Origin of the sequence: Pseudomonas sp. LA5 (genome assembly GCF_028640825.1) — a bacterium.
Classification (GTDB): Bacteria; Pseudomonadota; Gammaproteobacteria; order Pseudomonadales; family Pseudomonadaceae; genus Chryseomonas; species Chryseomonas aestiva.
Map to the genome: position 1 here is coordinate 280,218 of NZ_JAQYZY010000019.1, position 14,469 is coordinate 294,686.

15 protein-coding genes are annotated in these 14,469 nt (G+C 64.9%); 7 read left to right on the plus strand and 8 right to left on the minus strand.

Translation table 11 applies throughout. The annotated features are described in order from the left end of the window. Positions 1-100 precede the first annotated feature (100 nt). Complete coding sequence (gene ppsR / locus PVZ72_RS03485; RefSeq protein ID WP_133859682.1) at positions 101-919, plus strand: posphoenolpyruvate synthetase regulatory kinase/phosphorylase PpsR; 819 nt, start codon at positions 101-103, stop codon at positions 917-919. Between the two features lie 48 nt (positions 920-967). Further along, positions 968-1,597 (plus strand): LysE family translocator, encoded by a 630-nt coding sequence (locus PVZ72_RS03490; protein WP_273861220.1) that lies wholly within the window; start codon positions 968-970, stop codon positions 1,595-1,597. Position 1,598: 1 nt separating this feature from the next. On the opposite strand, the gene PVZ72_RS03495 is transcribed toward PVZ72_RS03490, so the two are convergent. The 6 genes from PVZ72_RS03495 to PVZ72_RS03520 form a co-directional block, all read right to left on the minus strand. Then, positions 1,599-2,654 (minus strand): hypothetical protein, encoded by a 1,056-nt coding sequence (locus PVZ72_RS03495; RefSeq protein WP_273861221.1) that lies wholly within the window; start codon positions 2,652-2,654, stop codon positions 1,599-1,601. A gap of 101 nt (positions 2,655-2,755) precedes the next feature. Then, positions 2,756-3,256, minus strand: coding sequence for a GNAT family N-acetyltransferase (locus PVZ72_RS03500; protein ID WP_133859685.1), 501 nt, complete (start codon positions 3,254-3,256; stop codon positions 2,756-2,758). A gap of 84 nt (positions 3,257-3,340) precedes the next feature. Further along, positions 3,341-5,743, minus strand: coding sequence for a TonB-dependent siderophore receptor (locus PVZ72_RS03505; protein WP_273861222.1), 2,403 nt, complete (start codon positions 5,741-5,743; stop codon positions 3,341-3,343). 395 nt (positions 5,744-6,138) lie between these two features. Further along, the gene (locus PVZ72_RS03510) at positions 6,139-8,136 is read right to left on the minus strand and encodes a CHASE2 domain-containing protein (protein ID WP_273861223.1); all 1,998 of its coding nucleotides are present in this window, start codon (positions 8,134-8,136) and stop codon (positions 6,139-6,141) included. A 10-nt stretch (positions 8,137-8,146) separates the two neighbouring features. Beyond that, on the minus strand, positions 8,147-8,779 hold the full coding sequence (locus PVZ72_RS03515) for an OmpA family protein (RefSeq protein ID WP_133859688.1): 633 nt from the start codon (positions 8,777-8,779) through the stop codon (positions 8,147-8,149). Further along, entirely contained in the window at positions 8,776-9,225 is a 450-nt protein-coding gene (locus tag PVZ72_RS03520; protein WP_187978791.1) for a FecR family protein, read from the minus strand. The genes PVZ72_RS03515 and PVZ72_RS03520 overlap by 4 nt, the downstream gene beginning before the upstream one ends. Before the next feature lie 267 nt (positions 9,226-9,492). Between PVZ72_RS03520 and PVZ72_RS03525 the strand changes: the two genes are divergently transcribed. Continuing rightward, complete coding sequence (locus tag PVZ72_RS03525) at positions 9,493-10,059, plus strand: histidine phosphatase family protein (protein WP_187978790.1); 567 nt, start codon at positions 9,493-9,495, stop codon at positions 10,057-10,059. A 6-nt stretch (positions 10,060-10,065) separates the two neighbouring features. On the opposite strand, the gene PVZ72_RS03530 is transcribed toward PVZ72_RS03525, so the two are convergent. Both PVZ72_RS03530 and PVZ72_RS03535 read right to left on the minus strand, forming a co-directional pair. After that, complete coding sequence (locus PVZ72_RS03530) at positions 10,066-10,446, minus strand: DUF1090 domain-containing protein (protein ID WP_252977081.1); 381 nt, start codon at positions 10,444-10,446, stop codon at positions 10,066-10,068. Between the two features lie 48 nt (positions 10,447-10,494). Continuing rightward, positions 10,495-11,304: an inositol monophosphatase family protein gene (locus tag PVZ72_RS03535; protein ID WP_187978788.1), complete on the minus strand. Its 810-nt coding sequence runs from the start codon at positions 11,302-11,304 to the stop codon at positions 10,495-10,497. Between the two features lie 301 nt (positions 11,305-11,605). Here PVZ72_RS03535 and PVZ72_RS03540 point away from each other — a divergent pair, with 301 nt between their 5' ends. From PVZ72_RS03540 to PVZ72_RS03555, 4 genes are all read left to right on the plus strand, one after another. After that, a complete protein-coding gene (locus tag PVZ72_RS03540) occupies positions 11,606-12,046 on the plus strand; it encodes a hypothetical protein (protein ID WP_133859693.1) in 441 nt (146 codons plus the stop codon). 152 nt (positions 12,047-12,198) lie between these two features. Further along, positions 12,199-12,444, plus strand: coding sequence for a hypothetical protein (locus tag PVZ72_RS03545; protein WP_133859694.1), 246 nt, complete (start codon positions 12,199-12,201; stop codon positions 12,442-12,444). A gap of 143 nt (positions 12,445-12,587) precedes the next feature. Next, positions 12,588-12,902 carry a hypothetical protein gene (locus PVZ72_RS03550; protein WP_133859695.1) on the plus strand — a complete coding sequence of 105 codons (315 nt, stop codon included), beginning with the start codon at positions 12,588-12,590 and terminating at the stop codon, positions 12,900-12,902. Between the two features lie 215 nt (positions 12,903-13,117). Beyond that, complete coding sequence (locus PVZ72_RS03555; protein WP_068385265.1) at positions 13,118-14,443, plus strand: ABC transporter substrate-binding protein; 1,326 nt, start codon at positions 13,118-13,120, stop codon at positions 14,441-14,443. Positions 14,444-14,469 lie beyond the last annotated feature (26 nt).

Here is a 14,469-nt window from a genome sequence, read left to right on the forward strand (position 1 = left end):
TGGGAAAGCAGTACGCCTCGGCGCCCGCCCCATGGACAGTGGACGGCGGTAGGTTACAGTGCAGCGATCCCTGCCCCGTACGCCACCAGGACGTCCCTCCATGCAACGAACCGCCTTTTTCATTTCCGACGGTACCGGCATCACGGCCGAAACCCTCGGTCAGAGCCTCCTGGCCCAGTTCGGGGACATCACCTTCAGAAAGATCACGCGCCCCTACGTGGATACGCTGGACAAGGCCAGGGCGATGGTACAGCAGATCAATGCCGCCGCCGTCCAGGACGGTGCGCGACCCATCATCTTCGATACCATCGTCAACCGTGACATCCGGGCCATTCTGGACCAGTCGAACGGGTTCATGATCGACATCTTCTCCACGTTTTTATCCCCGCTCGAACGGGAACTTTCCGCCGAATCTTCGTATTCGGTAGGGAAGTCACATTCGATCATGCACAATAGTCACTACATGGAGCGGATCGAGGCCGTCAATTTCGCACTCGAAAACGACGACGGCGCCCGCACGACCCACTATGCGCAGGCCGATCTGATCCTGGTGGGGGTCTCGCGCTGCGGCAAGACGCCGACCTGCCTCTACATGGCGCTGCAATATGGCATCCGCGCGGCGAACTATCCGCTGACCGAAGAGGACATGGAGCGCCTGCAGCTGCCCGCCTCGCTCAAGACCTACAAGGACAAGCTGTTCGGCCTGACCATCGACGCCGAGCGCCTGGCGGCGATCCGCCACGAGCGCCGGCCCAACAGTCGCTATGCGAGCTTCGCCCAGTGCGAATTCGAACTGCGCGAGGTGGAGAGTCTGTTCCGTCGCGAGAACATTTCCTTCATCAACACCACGCATTTTTCCGTGGAGGAGATCTCGGCGAAGATTCTGGTGGAGAAAGGCGTGGAAAGACGGTTTAAATAGCCGACCACCCTCCTCTTCAGCGCCTGCGTGGCGCGCCAGGCGACCGCCATGAACCTCGTCGATGCCCTGCTGTTCTTTCCGGTCGCCCTGCTCATCGCCCTGACCCCCGGCCCCAACAACTTCTGCTCGCTCGGCAATGGCATCCGCCATGGCGCGGTGACCGCGGGCTTGGCGGCCCTGGGTCGCGATGTGGCCTTCGTGATCTTCCTGGTGATCTCGGCGGTGGGCCTGGGCGCCATGCTGCTGGCTTCGGAGACGGCCTTCACCGTCATCAAGTGGATCGGCGCGCTCTACCTGCTCTACCTCGGCGTGAAGAGCTGGCGCAGCCGGGCCTTCGACGGCCTGGACCTGACCGAGACCGGGGTGGCCCAACCGCGGGCGCTGCACCGGCTGATGCTGCAGGAATTCCTCATCGGCATCAGCAATCCCAAGGCGATCCTGCTGTTCGCCGCGGTCTTTCCGCAGTTCATCGACCCCACTCAGCCGACGACCCAGCAGTTCGTCTACCTGGGTGGCACCCATCTGTTCGCGGAAATGGTCGCGGCCTTCATCTATGGTCTGTTCGGCCGGCAGATCCGCCGCTTCATCCGCGGACCCCGCGGGGTCCGCCGCCTCAATCAGGCTACCGGAGCCTTCTTTGCCGGCGCAGGCGGTCTGCTGCTGACCGCCCACCGCTGATTCAGGACGACACCAGCCCGGACTGGGCGGCGCCCAGCCTGGCCAAGGCCGCTTCGATCGCCGACCAGGGCTGCTGCCTGGGCGCTACCGGCTTGTCCACGGCTGCCTGGCGAGCGGTCCGCACCAGAGCGTTGAATTCGGTTGTCAGAGCAGCGGCCTGGGCCGTGTCCGCATCCCCGGTAAAGACCGCGGGCGACAGCCAGAGGCGCTCCTGCAGGCGTTCGCCGATCTGCTGGGCGAATTGCAGCCGCCGCTGCTGACCGATCTGCCCGGCCTCGGTGTCTTCGACCAGGCCCAGCGACAGCGTCTTGTAGGCCGGCAGCCGATCGAGCAGACCCTGCTGGGCCTGGACCGAACGCGGCCAGTCGACATGCAGCCCCTCCACCGGCAGAGCGGCAGCCAGGCCCAGGTTGTCGATCAACTCACCGTGACGCACGCCCAGCAGCTTCTTCAGCGGCTCGCGTTGCAGCAGGTTGTAGGCCCTTTCGAAGGCGGTACGCCAGGCCAGCGGCAGCTCCAGCGCCAGCAGCGGCTCGTCGAGCTGGATCCATTCCACGCCCTGGGCGGCCAACCGCGCGAAGATCTCGCCGTAGACCGGCAGCAGCGACTCCAGCAGCTCGAGGCGGTCGAAGGCGGGATCGAGTGCGCGACCAAGCCACAGATAGCTCAGCGGCCCGAGGATTATCGGCTTGACGGCCAGACCGAGCGCCTGGGCCTCGGCGACCTCATCGAAAAGCTGTTCCCAGCCGATGGCAAAGGACTGGTCCGAGGTGAATACGGGAACCTGACAGGTGCCGGCGAACCCGTGATCGTCCGCCGGCTCGACATGGGCGGCAGCGCCTACCAGATAGGAGTGCGCCAGCACCCGATCGCCCCAGCCAAAGTCGCCTACCGTAAGCCACTCACACCCCGCAGCCTGCTGGGCACGCCACGCCTGCCGACGCTGCTCGCGTCCCTGGGCGATCAGGGCGGCGCGGTCGCAATTGTCGAGAGACGCCAGGGACGCGTCACCCTGTTGCTCGCTGCGCGCGGAACCCTGGGAATGAATCTTGACCATTGCACACCTCCACCTGACAGGCTGGAGATTGTCTTCTCGCGCGACGCATGAAACAAACTCAGGTTTCTTGTGATGAACTCAAGTTTCTTTCATACACCCGATCAGGGCTTGAAGCGCGCCATGCTGTAGACGTCGGTGAACACCCCATCGCGCAGGGCATAGCGCCGCAGCAGACCTTCTTCTTCGAAACCGAGCTTGCGATAGAGCGCCAGGGCCGGCTCGTTGTCGCTGAAAACCGTCAGCTCGACCCGTTGCAGATTCATCCAGTTGTCGGCGAGGTCGAGCAGCGCCGTCAGCAGCTGGGTGCCTATGCCCTGCCCCTGGCAATCCCGGGCCACGCCCATACCGATGGCACCACAATGCTGGCGGCGAATACGCGGCTGCTGTTCGAGACTGGCGCTGCCCACGACCCGCCCCTGCTGCAGGGCGACCAGCGCCACCCGGCCTTCGCGCTCGGCACTCTGCCGTTGCCGCCATTGCTCGGCGGTCTGATAGGGCAATTGCAGCACCTGTCGCGCCACTACCGGATCGCCATAAAGGGCGGCCAGGCCCTCGGCGTGACGATCGGCATAGCGTTCCAGGTGGACGAGCGAGCTGGACATGGGTGGCACTCCTTCGCGGAAGTCCGCAGCTTCGCCCAGGTCCGGGGGATCGGACAAGAGCGAAGCGTGCGAGTCACTTGCCGGTTACAGCGTCCACTTCAGGCTGAGCATGACGTTGCGGGGATCGCCGTAGGTGCCACTTCCGGTACCCGTCGGGATGCCCTGCCAGTATTTCTCGTCGAAGATGTTGTTGAAGTTGACCCGGCCATCCCAGTGCTCGTTGAAGCGGTAACCGGCCATCAGACCCACCAGGGCATAGCCATCCTGCTTGGCTTCGCCGGTGCCGACGCGCTCGAAGGTCTCGCTCTGAGCCTGCAGATCGGCACCGATACGCCAGTTGCTCAGGCTACCCGTGAGTTGGTAGCTGGTGGCGGCCTTGAACAGGTGCTTGGGCTGCTCGGGCGCGAAGCGGCGATCCTCGTAGGTGACATCCTTGGTGTATTGGCTGAGGACCAGGGTATAGGCCGCAGACGCCTGCCAGTTTGGCGTCAGTTGACCGGAGATTTCCGCGTCGATCCCGCGACTGCGGACCTCGCCCGCAGCGCTGTAACAGCTCTGCGCGGGGTAGCCAGGGCAGAAGGTAGCCTGGTTGGCTGGCAGGTAGGCACGATTCTCCTGGATGGTGTCGAACAGCGCCACGGAGGCATTCAGCGCGCCATCGAAATAGGCACCCTTGAGACCGATCTCGTAGCTTCTGCCAGTCATCGGCTCGAGGACCGAACCTCCGGAGTTCTGCTCGCTTTGCGGCTTGAAGATCTCGGTATAGCTGGCATAGATCGAATAGATGTCGTTCAGGTCGTAGATGATGCCGGCATAGGGCGTGACTTCGCGGGTGGCCTTGTAGTCGTTGTCGCTGTAGAGGTTGTCGAAGTCATACCAGCTGACTCGTCCCCCGACGATGACGTGCAGCGGGTCCACCGGATTGAAGCGCGCTGCCGCATACACCGCCTCTTCGGTGGTGGTGTTCTTGCTGGCATAGGGTGTCAGGCTGTCCTTGGCCGGCTTGGGGATGCTGCTGGGGCGGAAGTTGTAGATGTCCACCGGAGTGGCACCCGAGTAGCCGCCACGCTGATAGAACTTGTCCTGCCGCCGACTGATCCCGGCCATCAGTTCGTGCTCGCGACCCAGCAACTGGAAAGGCCCGCTCACCGAAGCATCAAGGTTGAGCTGATCGGAATCGGTGCGATAGGCGCCGGAGGCGGTACCAAAGTCACTGACCGAGCTGTAGCTAAAGTCCGCGGCCGTGGACGTCAGGTAGTTGGAGTAGGTATCGGAATTGGCCCAGACCTGCTGCGCCGCCAGCTTGGCCTTCCAGCCGTTGTCGAAGGTGTGGGTGATGTCGGAGAACAGGGTGTAGTTGTCCTGATCCCAGTAGGCCCAGTCGCCGCTCAGGAAGGTAGAGCGCGACAGGTGCAGGTTTTCCCCATTGGGACCGCTGGGCAGGCTGCCCCAGTCGGAGGTCTTGTCCTCGCGCTGCTTGGACGCGCCGATGGTCCAGGTGGTGGCGTCGCTGAGATCCGCTTCGAGGACGCCATAGAAGGTCTGGCGCTTGCGCTCGCGCACGTCCTGGAAGCTGTGGCCGTCTTCATAGGCGGCCACGGCGCGACCGCGCAGGGTGCCGGCTTCGTTGAGCTTGTTGGAGGCGTCGACCTCGGTACGGTAGCGGTCCCAGCTGCCGGCGCTGGTGGTGACGCTGACCTGGGGGAAGGCGGTCGGGCGCTTGCGCACCAGATTAAGGGTGGCCGAAGGATCGCCGGCGCCGGTCATTAGGCCGGTGGCACCGCGAACCACCTCGACACGGTCGTAGATGGACAGATCGGCCGAGGACAGACTGTCGAGGGTGAAGGTCCCGGCCGTGGTGGGCAGGCCGTCGTACATGACGTTGTCGATGCGGAAGCCGCGGGAGAGGAATTCCTGGCGGTCGCCGCCGAATTTGCGCAGCGTTACGCCCGGGGCATATCTGACCACATCATTGAGATCGGTCATGCCCTGGTCTTCCATGCGCTGCCGGGTGATGACGCTCACCGACTGCGGCGTCTCCCGGATCGACAGGGGCAGGCCGGTGGAGGTGCTCATGGCGCCGGTGGTGTAGGAGCGTGTCCCTTCGGTGGTCGTCCGGCCCGTCAGGGAGCCATCGTCCGCGCTGATGGTGGTGGCCTCCAGCGCCACGCTGCCGGCCGCCGCCTGGGTGGCCACCGGGGCGACGGTCGCGACCGAGTCGCTGACCGAGGCCGCCAGGCTACTGCCCGCCAGCAGGCGCTGCAGGGCGACATCCGGCTCCATCCGCCCCGCCAGTGCCGGCGCTCGCTTGCCCACCAGGGCAGCAGGATCGTAGTTCACCTGGAAGCCACTCGCGCGCGCGAAACTCTGCAAGGCATCGGCCAGCGGCTGCGCCGGTTGCGACAGCGCCACGGGGGCGGCCTGGGCGAGGGTCGCCACGCCCAGGGAGACGGAAAGCGCGATGAGACGAAGGGAGAAGAGCTGCATGTCGTTGGTCGTCCTCTAGGGAGACACCGACCCGTCCGTACCCCACGTAAGGACTCGCTGGAGGCTTTCCAGGGACCGGTATCCATTGCCGTCTTGCGCGGCGGAACGCAGGCTATGCAACCTGAATGCATCTGTAAATGCAAATTAATATCATAAGCGAACGCAAATCAGCCGATTCCGCTCCGGAAGCGCTCAAGGACGCGCCTCTGCCGGTGTCAGCCTTCCATCGCCCTGTCCTGACTATTTTCGAGAAAATGTTTCAAGGAAACAGGGACTGACCTGCCTACCTTGCGCGGCAGTGGGCAAAGCTGTTGCGCGAGCGGTGGTCTGTCGCTGTTGTGAAGGCGGAATTGGAAATGGAGGGCTGGGGAAACTACAGACGGCGGTGGGCCGGTTCAAACCAGCCGCCTGGAGCCACCCACTCCCTCATCGTGAAAGCGCTGGGCGATGGCGCAGATCTGCGGCTCGATGGCCAGGAAGGCGTCGAGCACCAGGGGATCGAAGGTGCTGCCGCGCATCTCGCGCATCATCTGCAGCGAATCCGCATGGCTGAACGGCTCCTTGTAGCAGCGCCGGCTGATCAGGGCGTCGTAGATATCGGCCACCGCCATGATCCGCCCCGCCAGCGGGATGCCGGTACCGGACAATCCGTTGGGATAGCCGCTGCCATCCCACTTCTCGTGGTGGGTGCTGGCGATCTCGGCGGCCAGGGCGAGAAAGTTGTCATCCTCCAGATGGCTGGCCGTGCTGAGGATGATCTGCCGACCGAATTCGGCATGCCGCTGCATCACCTGCATCTCCTCCGGGGTCAGCCGGCCGGGCTTGAGCAGGATGGCATCCGGCACGCCGACCTTGCCGATGTCGTGCAGGGGCGCGGACAGGAACAGCAGTTTGATGTAATCGGGCGTGAGTTGCTCCGGCGCGTGGCCGGACAGCCGCAACTGCTCGGCGATGGCGCGAACGTAGTACTGGGTGCGCTTGATATGGGCACCGGTTTCGGGATCGCGGGTTTCGGCGACCGCCGCCATGGACTCGATGGTGACCTGCCGCGAGCGTTCCAGCTGCCGGCGCCAGCGCTCTTCGTGCTGACGCGCCAGGATGATCCGGGTGATCAGCGCCAGCGCCGAGAGCATCGCCACCAGCAGCAGAGGCGCGGCCAGCGGCAGGAAGACGTCATGGCGAACGAACAGCCAGGCGCCCAGCAGTTGCGGCAGGACGATCAAGGCGGCCGCCAGCAGGGCGAAGCGACGCTGACTGCGATTGAAGAGAAAGCCAACGGCGAGCAGCAGGCCGCCGGTCAGGCATAGCACCAGTTGCAGCACGCCGGCGAACTGGGGAATCCGTACCAGGGCATCGTCCAGCAGCTCCTGGGTCAGGGCGGCCTGCAGCCTGACACCGGAAAAGATCTGGCCCAGCGCCGTCGTGTGCAGGTCGTTGAAGCCTGCGGCCGAGACGCCGACGAAGACGACCTTGCCCTTGAGGGTGGCCGGCGCCACCGCGCCGCTGAGCACCGCCACTGCCGAGACCTCCGGATAGTGCTCGGCCCCGCTGTGCAGCCGCAGCAGCGCCTGGCCTTCGCGATCGAGTGGCAGCCGGTGATCGCCGAGTCGCAGCATCGGCCCGGCAAGGCCGCTATCCACCACCGCCTCGTTCAGCCCCAGGGCGCGCAGGGTGGCGGCCAGCGCCAGACTCGGATGGAGGATGCCCTGGTGGCTGAGCAGCAGGGGGACGCGCCGCAGGATGCCATCGCTGTCACGCTGGCTGTTGATGAAGCCGCTGAAGCGCGTCTGGCTGGCGATGGGGGCCACGTTGTCCAGCGCGCCGCTGGCTGCGGGCAGCTGAAGGGCGTCGAGGTCGCCGGTGAAGCCGACCCCTGGCCGCAGTCCGCCGGAGACGGGTTGCTGCAGATCGAGAAAGAAGAAACGGGCGCCGACGGCCCCCGTCTGCCCCATGACGTAGCCGAGATAACCGTCATTGTCCTGCAATTCCGCAGGCACTCCGGAAAAGTTCAGGTCCACACCGAAGTCGTCGCGGAAACTCTGCTGCAAGGCCTTGAGCGAGGTCCGGTCCGGCTCGCTGAACAGGACATCCACGGCGATCGCCGCCGGCTCGGCCTCGGCGATGCGGGAGAGCAGCTGAGCGACCCGGTAGCGGGGCCAGGGCCACTGCCCGAGCGCCGCCAGACTCGCCTCGTCGATGCTGACCACCTGGACATCCGTGGCATCCTCGGTGCTGGCCGCAAGGCGACTGAGCTGGTCGTAGGCCAGGCGATCGAGGTACTGCAGCGGCGGCAACTGCGCCAGGGCAGCGAGGCCGAAGGCCAGCGACAGCCCCAGGCTGACCAGGAACATCCAGGGCGCGCGCCGGCGCAGCAGGGTCGCAACGGAGTTCATGCCCGCGAACCTAGAGAATCAGGACTTCGACACGCCGGTTGCGCGGCTCGGATTTGCCGGGACGGGTCGGCACCAGGGGCACGGTATCGCCGAAAAACTCGACATTGATACGCAACTTGGGATCGAGCCGCTGCAGCAGACCGGCCACCTTGCGGGCACGCTGCCCCGAGAGGTCGAGGTTGTAGGAAGGCGCTCCCGAGCCATCCGCATGGCCGAAAACCGAAATCTCCGTGGGGATGCGCTGCCGTGCCGTTTCCAGCACCTCAGGGAGGAGCGCCTTGGACTGCGGCGTGAGCTCCATGCTGTCGGAGAGGAAGTTGAGGATGTAGGTCTTCGGCGGCGACGGCTGAGCCGCCAGCACCTGTCGATGCTGCTGCTCGAAAAGGGGTTGGGCGACCGCCTGCACAGCGGTCGGCGCCTGCCCCGGTGCGCCCACCGTGACCTCGCCGAAGCCCTGGTCGATGGCCTGGCGACCGGCCGGGCTGGTTACCGAAACGGCGCCGACATGGCCGTCTTCATCGGGCATGAGGATGACCCGCGTCTGCGGCGGCGGCGGACTGGCACAGCCGCCCAGCAGCAGCGCGGACAACAGCACGCTCAGCAGCAGACGCCCAGGGGACGCGACAGCGACCATCGCGTTCATTGGGCCTGGACCAGGAAACGGGTGCCGCGCACGCCGATGGTAGCGGTCGGCGTTTCGATCTTGACCGTGTCGGGGGCGACCTTGCCGATCTTGCCGGACGAGTAGATGGCGGAGCCCTTGGTCAGGTACAGCGAGAAGCCATAGCGACTGCGCTTGGGCTCGAAGAGATAGTCACGCAATTGCACATCGGCGTCGCTGCCCAGGGTGAGCAGGGTGCCGTCGAGAAAGACGATGGCGGCGGTGGCATCCGGACCGGCCTGCAGGCGATCGGCCACCTCCAGGGTGGTACCGGCCTGAGCGTCCAGGGTGGCATTCTGGCGCAGGACCTTGACGCTGCCCGAGACGCTCTTGATCAGCGCCACATGTGCCTCTTCCGCGGCCGTGACCGGCGCAGACCCCAGCAATTGCAGCCCGAGCAGCGCCAATGCGAACAGTGTTGTCTTCATGCTTTCCTGGTCCCTGGATGGAAGGGCGTGGCCGCCGTGAGGGCGACGGATTGCCGGCAGGACCTCGGATGGAACCTTGAAGCGGCCTGCTGCGCAGCGGTCAGGGCTCCAGACTCGTGAACCCAGTCACCTTCTACCAGATAAACAAGCCAAGCGGCACGCAAAGTAGTACGAATGGCACCTGGCCACTAGTCATGCCATCACGACCCCGCGAGACGAACGGCACCGGCAGCGGTCTAGTGAGCAATCTTTCCAAGGTCACCTTTCATGCAGATCATTCTGGTCCGTCACGGCAAGCCCGATCTATCCAGCAAGGCCCGCTGCACTCCAAGGGAGATGAAGGACTGGGTCGCGCGCTATCAGAAGGCGCCGGTGCCCGCAGGCCAGGAGCCCGCGGAGACGCGGCGGCTGGCGCAAGAGGCGGGTTACGTGGTGAGCAGTCCCCTGAGTCGCTGCGTGCGCTCGCTCGAGTACCTGATGGGGCGCCCCGGCAGCCCGGTGGATGACCGCTATGCCGAAGCCCACCTGCCCTATCTGGAATTGGATACGCCGCGACTGCCGGTCAAGGCCTGGCGCCTGCTGTTCAGATCCGCCTGGTTCCTGGGTTTCGCCGCCCATACCGAGTCCATCGGCAGTTCCTCGGTACGCGCCGGCCAGGCGGCCGATCACCTCATCGAACTGGCCGAACGCCACGGTTCGGTACTGCTGCTGGGGCACGGCATCATGAACGTGCTGATCGCCTGGCAGTTGCGCAAGCGCGGCTGGCGCGGCCCCCTGCACCTGCTGCTCAAGGACTACTGGAAGCCGAGCATCTATCGCAAGGAAACGCGCTGAGATCGCTCAGCGGTCCGCCCTGGCGCGGGCCTCTTCCAGTTCACGGCGCGCCTCGGCCAGCTTTCGGGTGCGCACCTGGATCTTGTCGGCGTCGCCCTTGGCCTGGGCGCTACGCAGATCCCGTTCTCGCTCGGCCACCTCGCGGCTCCGGGCCTGGATGACGTCCAGCCGCTGCTGGCGCAGGCCGGCGTCGGTGCAATGCGCTTGCACCGCGCCGAGTGCCCGCCGCAACCCCGCCAGCCGCCCTGCATCGCCTTGCGCCTGCGCCTGGGCGATCTGCCGCTCCAGCGTCAGGCGCTTCGCCGCGCAGCCGCCGTCGGCCGCCACAGCCATGCCGGGCAGCAACAGGCTGGTCGCGAACAGCACTGTCCTGGTTCGGTCTTTCATCGGCATTCCTCCGGACATTGAAAGGCGAGCGCTTCCGGGTCGTTTCGCTCAAGCGTCCAGCGACGGCCCGACCAGCGCGGCGAGCTGATCGTAGACACCGGGCGCCGCCACCAGCAGGGGATTGCCATTGACCAGGCCATCGTTGCGCAGGAACGCGTTGTGGCGCCCCCCTGCCTCCTGGATCAGGACCAGGCCCGCCAGGCAGTCCCAGCCATGGATCAGGGTTTCGTAATAGCCGATCAGCCGGCCGGCGGCGACATAGGCCGTCATCAGGGCACCCGAGCCATTGCGGAAGAATTGCCCCCCCTCTGCCAGCAGACCGGTCACGAACGGCAGGAAGTGTTCCTTGCCGCGTCTATGAGTGGTACCCAGCCCGGTCAGGCCCTGGCGGATCTCGGTGGCCGCATGGACGCGCAGCGGCTGGCCGTTGACGAAGGCGCCGTGCCCGCGCAGGCCATGGAAGAGTTCGTCGTGATTCGGATCCATGATGGCGCCGAGCAAGGGCTCGCCCTCGTGCATCAGGCCGATGGACACGCACCAGTTGTGCAGGCCGTTGAGAAAGGGCGCGGTGCCGTCGATGGGGTCTATGACCCAGAGGTAGGGCGCGGACAGGTCGGTGGCGCCGCCCTCCTCGCCCAGCAGGCCATCCTCCGGAAAGCGCTCGATCAGGCGTTGGCGGATGAGCTCCTCCAGCGTCTTGTCGGCGATGCTCACCACGTCCTGCAGGTCGCTGCCCTTGTGGTCCACCTGCAGCGCACCGCGCCGGCGATAGAAGTCGAGGCCGAGCTGCGCCGCTTCCCGGGCGATGTCCTGGACAACGCGGTAGCGTTCGGCAATGGCGGGGGCGATAGCGGTCATGAGCGCTCCTGGAACGGGAAAAGGCGTCAGGGTGCCAGTTCCACCGGTGGAAAAGAATAGTCGCGATCCTGCCCGTCAGCGCCCTTGACGCTGGCCCCGGTCAGACCGTGGCCGTGCACTGGCCAAATTCTGCCGATGTCGGCAAAGGTCCGACTAGAAGCCCCTGGTCATGGCCGTGTCATCTCGGCGGCGCAGGCTGTCGGGTATTGGCACTCAGGACGGCGAAATGCAGCGACGGACCGCACCAAATCCGCTCGCCGCCGTCAGAACAGTTGAGTGCTCGTTGTACCGGGAGGACGCCATGACCGCACAAACTTCGCTATTCCACGGCAATGGTCAGCTGCAGCAGTTGCGGCGACTGATTCCCAGACAGCATTTCGAAGGTCTGGAACGCCATCTCGAGTTGCTGTCGCAGGAATTTCCGCTCTTCGATCATCCGCCGTTGAGCATCGACTGCGCCGTTGCCGAAACCCTGGAGAACCTTGGCATTCGTGCCTTCCAGTGGCAGGGCAGTTGCGATCTGCCACAGCGGATGGCCCTGGGCAGCGCCCTGATGGGCGAAGGATTCATGGCTCAGTCCAGCACGCCGGAATACACCCTCTATCTCAACGTGCGAGGCGAGAAGGTGCTGTTGCGGCAAGAGCCCGCCGGTGGCCAGACCCTGGTCAGCCTGGTGTCGGATTGCCCGCCGCTCTTCGCTTATCTGGCGGCCAAGCACCGCGAGCCGCTACCGGTCGCCTGAGCGACCCGGCATCCGCTTGTCGGTAGCGTGACCGACCGGTATCGAGGATGACGAACGGGATCACAAATACGCAGTAACGTCAGACTAAGCGGGAACCAAATAGGCAGTGGAATGGTAGATTCGCGCTTCGGATCTACCAGGAGACCCAAGGAATGGGAATTCGTATTCTGGCCAGCGTCATCGCAACCTTCGCCGCCTTTCATGCCGAAGCTGCCACCCTCCCCGCCGTACCGCCGCTCAAGCTGGCGGACCTCACCCTTCAGGTCCCCCTCTCGAGTACCGATGCCATCCCTGCCAGAACTGACGCCCAGTTGCGCGACAGTCGGCAGCCAGTCAATGGCGCCCGCTGGCTGAACGAACATCGAACCCTTGCTCAAGAGCAACGCTGGGTATTCTAGTCCGTTGGATTGATGTCGACGGATGGTTTCCCATTCGTATGCTTTTTGATCCTGTCTGGGGAATGAATCGCTTTTTTTCAGGTCCGTCTGGTTCTACGGGCAGCTCAACTCCTCTGCCCTTTCAACCTGCACGCGGAGCCGTCATGAAACGCCTGTCCCTTCTCCTGTTCGCCGCCCTGTCGGCCTGCAGCTCGGCTCCCACGCAGCCCCCGGCCGATCCGTCGCAATTCGGCGGCCGTACCCAGGAACAACTCCGGCAGAGTTTCGGCTCGCCGCAGCGGGTCGCGCAGCTCGATCGCCTGGTGGTCTACGAATATCGCAACCTGCGCGCCCCGGGCAGTGCGACGCCGGTCTATTCCTTCCTCATCGAAAACGAGCGGGTGATCGAATCCACCCCCGGAACCTTGCAGCTTTATCGCGAGGACGGCATCACCAAGGTCAAGGCGGAAAGTCTCTAGGCAGAGCCGCCGGCCGGATCGCACGTCCCGCGCAGCCTTGCGCGGATGTGCAAAAAAATACCGATTTTGGTGTCTTTCAGCATTTGTTTCCCGGGCGGCAACGGGCTGTAATCGGTCCGTGGCTTCCGCTGCAAAGGCCGTCACAGCCGGCCGCGTAGTGGGTTACAACAACAAGAAAAGCGTCTGCTGCAGTTGCACAGGACGCGGAGTGCAAGATGAAAACAACACCAAAAGCGCTTTTATTGTCCGCTGTCACCCTCTCTGCAGGCCTGACCTTCTCGCTGGCCCTCCAGGCCGCTGAAACGGTCACCATCGCCACCGTCAACAACAGCGACATGATCCGCATGCAGCGGCTGTCCAAGACCTTCGAAGAACAGCACCCCGACATCAAGCTCAACTGGGTGGTGCTCGAGGAAAACGTGCTGCGGCAGCGGCTGACCACCGATATCGCCACCCAGGGCGGTCAGTTCGACGTCCTGACCATCGGCATGTACGAGACCGGCCTCTGGGGCGCCCAGAACTGGCTGGAGCCCATGAAGGACCTGCCCGCCAACTACGACCTGGACGACCTCTTCCCGTCGGTTCGCGAAGGCCTGTCGGTCAAGGGCACCCTCTATGCGCTGCCCTTCTACGCCGAAAGCTCCATCACCTATTACCGCAAGGACCTGTTCCAGCAGGCCGGCCTGACCATGCCCGCCCAGCCCACCTGGACCCAGATCGCCGAGTTCGCCGGCAAGCTGCACCAGCCGGACAAGGACCAGTACGGTCTCTGCCTGAGAGGCAAGGCCGGCTGGGGCGAGAACATGGCCCTGGTCACCACCATGGCCAACGCCTTCGGCGCGCGCTGGTTCGACGAGAAGTGGCAACCGGAATTCACCGGTCCGGAATGGACCGCGGCGGCCAACTACTACGTCACCAACATGAAGAAGTACGGTCCACCAGGCGCCTCCAGCAACGGCTTCAACGAGAACCTGGCGCTGTTCAACAGCGGCAAGTGCGCCATCTGGGTCGATGCCAGCGTCGCCGGCTCCTTCACCATGGACAAGAGCCAGAGCAAGGTCGCCGACAGCGTCGGCTTCGCCGGCTCGCCGCGCGAGGTCACCGACAAGGGCTCCTCCTGGCTGTACGCCTGGTCCCTGGGTATCCCGACTTCCTCCAAGCACAAGGATGCCGCCAAGACCTTCGTGACCTGGGCCACCTCCAAGGACTACGCCAAGCTGGTCGCGGACAAGGACGGCATCGCCAACGTGCCGCCGGGTACCCGCAAGTCCACCTACAGCCAGGCCTACATGGACGCGGCGCCCTTCGCCAAGGTCTCGCTGGACATGCTGCAGCACGCCGACCCGGCCCATCCCTCGGCCAAGCCGGTGCCCTATGTGGGCATCCAGTACGTGACCATCCCCGAGTTCCAGGCCATCGGCACCTCGGTAGGCAAGCTGTTCGCCGCGGCCCTCACCGGGCAGATGTCGGTCGAGCAGGCGCTGCAGGCGGCGCAGCAGTCCACCGCCCGGGAAATGAAGCGCGCCGGCTATCCCAAGTAGCGCTGGAGCCCTGGGTCCGCACCCCG

Excerpts from the sequence above, each read along its gene's own strand:
- ppsR (WP_133859682.1), top strand. The coding sequence starts at position 101 with ATGCAACGAACCGCCTTTTTCATTTCCGACGGTACCGGCATCACGGCC.
- PVZ72_RS03490 (WP_273861220.1), top strand. The coding sequence starts at position 968 with ATGAACCTCGTCGATGCCCTGCTGTTCTTTCCGGTCGCCCTGCTCATC.
- PVZ72_RS03495 (WP_273861221.1), bottom strand. The coding sequence starts at position 2,654 with ATGGTCAAGATTCATTCCCAGGGTTCCGCGCGCAGCGAGCAACAGGGT.
- PVZ72_RS03500 (WP_133859685.1), bottom strand. The coding sequence starts at position 3,256 with ATGTCCAGCTCGCTCGTCCACCTGGAACGCTATGCCGATCGTCACGCC.
- PVZ72_RS03505 (WP_273861222.1), bottom strand. The coding sequence starts at position 5,743 with ATGCAGCTCTTCTCCCTTCGTCTCATCGCGCTTTCCGTCTCCCTGGGC.
- PVZ72_RS03510 (WP_273861223.1), bottom strand. The coding sequence starts at position 8,136 with ATGAACTCCGTTGCGACCCTGCTGCGCCGGCGCGCGCCCTGGATGTTC.
- PVZ72_RS03515 (WP_133859688.1), bottom strand. The coding sequence starts at position 8,779 with ATGAACGCGATGGTCGCTGTCGCGTCCCCTGGGCGTCTGCTGCTGAGC.
- PVZ72_RS03520 (WP_187978791.1), bottom strand. The coding sequence starts at position 9,225 with ATGAAGACAACACTGTTCGCATTGGCGCTGCTCGGGCTGCAATTGCTG.
- PVZ72_RS03525 (WP_187978790.1), top strand. The coding sequence starts at position 9,493 with ATGCAGATCATTCTGGTCCGTCACGGCAAGCCCGATCTATCCAGCAAG.
- PVZ72_RS03530 (WP_252977081.1), bottom strand. The coding sequence starts at position 10,446 with ATGAAAGACCGAACCAGGACAGTGCTGTTCGCGACCAGCCTGTTGCTG.
- PVZ72_RS03535 (WP_187978788.1), bottom strand. The coding sequence starts at position 11,304 with ATGACCGCTATCGCCCCCGCCATTGCCGAACGCTACCGCGTTGTCCAG.
- PVZ72_RS03540 (WP_133859693.1), top strand. The coding sequence starts at position 11,606 with ATGACCGCACAAACTTCGCTATTCCACGGCAATGGTCAGCTGCAGCAG.
- PVZ72_RS03545 (WP_133859694.1), top strand. The coding sequence starts at position 12,199 with ATGGGAATTCGTATTCTGGCCAGCGTCATCGCAACCTTCGCCGCCTTT.
- PVZ72_RS03550 (WP_133859695.1), top strand. The coding sequence starts at position 12,588 with ATGAAACGCCTGTCCCTTCTCCTGTTCGCCGCCCTGTCGGCCTGCAGC.
- PVZ72_RS03555 (WP_068385265.1), top strand. The coding sequence starts at position 13,118 with ATGAAAACAACACCAAAAGCGCTTTTATTGTCCGCTGTCACCCTCTCT.